At 76.3% G+C, this 3257-nt stretch carries 2 protein-coding genes and 1 pseudogene; all 3 read right to left on the reverse strand.

Annotation, left to right across the window (positions count from 1 at the left end):
* Nucleotides 1-804: 804 nt before the first annotated feature.
* Nucleotides 805-1398 (reverse strand): SMC-Scp complex subunit ScpB, encoded by a 594-nt coding sequence (gene scpB, locus BU198_RS04050; protein WP_411293137.1) that lies wholly within the window; start codon nucleotides 1396-1398, stop codon nucleotides 805-807.
* Nucleotides 1399-1693: 295 nt separating this feature from the next.
* Entirely contained in the window at nucleotides 1694-2587 is an 894-nt protein-coding gene (locus BU198_RS04055) for a segregation and condensation protein A (RefSeq protein ID WP_188295433.1), read from the reverse strand.
* A 473-nt stretch (nucleotides 2588-3060) separates the two neighbouring features.
* Nucleotides 3061-3257 (reverse strand): annotated as a pseudogene (locus tag BU198_RS04060) (hypothetical protein); the annotation flags it as partial.

Raw genomic sequence — 3257 nt, forward strand, 5'->3', positions numbered from 1 at the left:
CCCCCCCCCCCCCCCCGGCCCCCCCCCACCCCCCCCCCCCCCCCCGCCCCCCCCCCGGCCCCCCCCCCCCCCCCCCCCCCCCCCTCCCCCCCCCCACCCCCCCGCCCCCCCCCCGCCCCCCCCCGGCCCCCCCCGCCGCCCCCGCCCCCCCCCCCCGACCCCCCGGCGGTCGTCGCGCCGGTCGTCACGGCCGTAGGAACCGCCGCGCGAGCCCGAGCCCGAGCCGCCACGGCCACTACCGCCGCCGTACGAACCCCCACCCGAGCCCGAGCCGCCACGACCGCTGCCGCCACCGTAGGAGCCGCCGCCCTGTCCGCCACGGCCGCTGCCACCGCCGTACGAACCGCCGCGCGAGCCCGAACCCGAGCCCGCACCCGAGCCGCCGCGGCCACTGCCGCCGCTGCCGCCGTAGGAGCCGCCGCCCCGGCCCCCGCCCTGTCCGCCGCGACTGCTCCCGCCGCCGCTGCTGTTCCTGCCGTTGCCACTGCTACGCATCAAAGTGTCCGTACGTCGTTCCGTCTGGGATGTGCGGTCGTTTCGGCCGACCTCACCGCCCCCTACCGATCGGGCCCGGCCCGCCGCCGTAGGAACCGCCGCGCGAGCCCGAACCCGAGCCCGCACCCGAGCCGCCGCGGCCACTGCCGCCGCTGCCGCCGTAGGAGCCGCCGCCCCGGCCCCCGCCCTGTCCGCCGCGACTGCTCCCGCCGCCGCTGCTGTTCCTGCCGTTGCCACTGCTACGCATCAAAGTGTCCGTACGTCGTTCCGTCTGGGATGTGCGGTCGTTTCGGCCGACCTCACCGCCCCCTACCGATCGGGCCCGGCCCGACCGGCCTCGCCACTGCCGTCCGCGGCCTGCGCGGCAGCGGCGGCGACCGCCTCCGCGATCATCGTGCCCTCCAGGGACTCCGCTTCCACGTCGTCGACCTCGGGCAGGAAGGGAGCAAGCTCCGGCAGCTCGTCCAGGCCGCGGAGCCCCATCCGTTCCAGGAAGTAGTTCGTCGTCCGATACAGGATCGCACCTGTTTCGGGCTCGGATCCGGCCTCTTCCACCAGTCCTCGCTGTACCAGGGTACGCATCACGCCGTCACAGTTCACACCGCGGACGGCGGAAACCCGCGATCTGGACACCGGTTGCCGGTAGGCGACCACCGCCAGGGTCTCCAGCGCGGCCTGGGTGAGCCGGGCCTGGCGGCCGTCCAGGAGGAAGCGGTCGACGGCCTCGGAGCAGGTCTCCCGGCTGTAGAACCGCCAGCCGCCCGCGACCAGCCGCAGGTCGAAACCCCGGCCCTGGGCCGTGTACTCGGCGGACAGCTCACGCAGCGCCGCCGCGACCTCGGCCCGGGGCCGCCCCAGCACCCCGGCCAGCCGCTCCTCCGCCACCGGCTCGTCGACGACCATCAGGACGGCCTCCAGCTCGGCCCGCAGCCCGGCGTCGGCGGCCTCCTCGGCACCGGAAGTCGACGGGGCCGACTTCTGGTGCACGAGCTTCCGGTGCGCGACACGCGCCTCCAGCGCCTCCCCGCCCAAGTCCGGCTCGCCCCCTCCGGCGGGCTCCACCGGGTCCGGGAGCAGCTCGAAGACCGGCTCCAGCCACTCCTCGGCCCGCGGCCGCCCCGGCAGCCCCAGCGGGCGCCGCACCGGCGGTGCCTCCTCGTTCCCGTCGTTCACCGCCGCCTGACCTCGCTCCCGCCGCTCATCGCCGCCCGCCTTCTTCCCTGTCCTCGCCCGCCGGTTCTTCCCCGGCCTCGCCCGCCGGCCGGTCGAACTCGTCCGTCACCTCGACCGCGTCCCGGCCCTCCTCGGCCACCCAGCGCACCAGCAGCTCGCCGAGCGCCTCCGGCTGCTCGAAGGCGAGCACCCGCTCCCGGTACAGCTCCAGCAGCGCCAGGAAGCGCGCGACCACCACCAGGTCGTCGGGCGCGTCCTCGACCAGCCGCCGGAACGAGGCCTCGCCGAGTTCGGTGAGCAGCCCGACCACCAGTCCGGCCTGCTCGCGCACGCTCACCGGTGGGGTGTGGATGTGGTCCACGTACACGACCGGCACCGGCCTGGGCTCCATCGCCCTGGCCGCCAGCTGGGCGAACCGCTCCGTTCCGATGCCGAGGACCACCTCCGGCAGCAGTTCCGCGTGCCGGGGCTCCAGGGCCGCGGTCCGGGGCCGGCGCAGCAGTTCGGCCGCCCAGCGTTCGCCGAACAGCGCCGCCGCCCGCTTGTACGCCCGGTACTGGAGCAGCCGTGCGAACAGCAGGTCACGGGCCTCCAGCAGGGCCAGGTCCGCCTCGTCCTCGACCTCCGCCACGGGCAGCAGCCTGGCGGCCTTGAGATCGAGCAGGGTGGCGGCGACCACCAGGAACTCGGTCGCCGCGTCCAGGTCCCAGTCCGGGCCCATCGCCCGGATGTGCGCCATGAACTCGTCCGTGACGGTGGCCAGCGCCACCTCGGTGACGTCCAGCTTGTGCTTGGCGATCAGGCTGAGCAGCAGGTCGAAGGGGCCCTCGAAGTTGTCCAGCCGTACCCGGAAGCCGCCCCGCGACTCGTTCTCGGTCGCGCTCTCGGCGGTGGCGGCTGGTTCGGCGGTACTGGGCATGACGGTCCATCTTCACCCGTCCCCGCCCTCGGCCCGGCTCCCGGGCCGCCCGACACGCCGCCCACCGTGCCCCCGACCGGCGCCCCGGACGTCCTCCCGGCGTCCCCAGGACCGCCCTGTGAGCCCGTACGGCGCCCTCCGTGCCCTCCGCGTCCCACCAGAGCCCCGGACCCGCACGAGACCCGCACGCCCGCCCGACGGCCCCCGCCCGTCCTGCCGAACCGGCCACGGCCATGCCGACAGGGCCCACAACACCCCGGGAACGGCCCTCCGACGCCCGCCACGACCAGGAACCCCGGGACACCGCCCGATCCCGGCCAGAGCCCCTCGACGCCCTGTCGGCGCCCCTCCGAAGCCCTCCGAGGCCTGTCACCGGCCGGCGGTCTCCCCACGCCGGCCCCGCTCCGGGCCCACGGCCCCCCTCGACGCCCGGCTCGAACAGCCGGCCGCCCTGCCACGCCCTGCCGCGCCGTCTACCGGCCGCGCAGCCGCCGGACCAGGATCGAGGCCTCGCCACGCTGCTCCAGGTCCGCCAGGACGACCGCGATGGCCTCCCGGACGATCCGCCCGCGGTCCACGGCGAGGCCGTGCTCGCCGCGCAGCACCAGCCGGGCGTGCTCCAGGTCCATGAGCTCCTCGGCGGACACGTACACCGTGATCTTCTCGTCGT

Source organism: Streptomyces sp. CBMA156, assembly GCF_014596515.1.
Lineage (GTDB): Bacteria > Actinomycetota > Actinomycetes > Streptomycetales > Streptomycetaceae > Kitasatospora.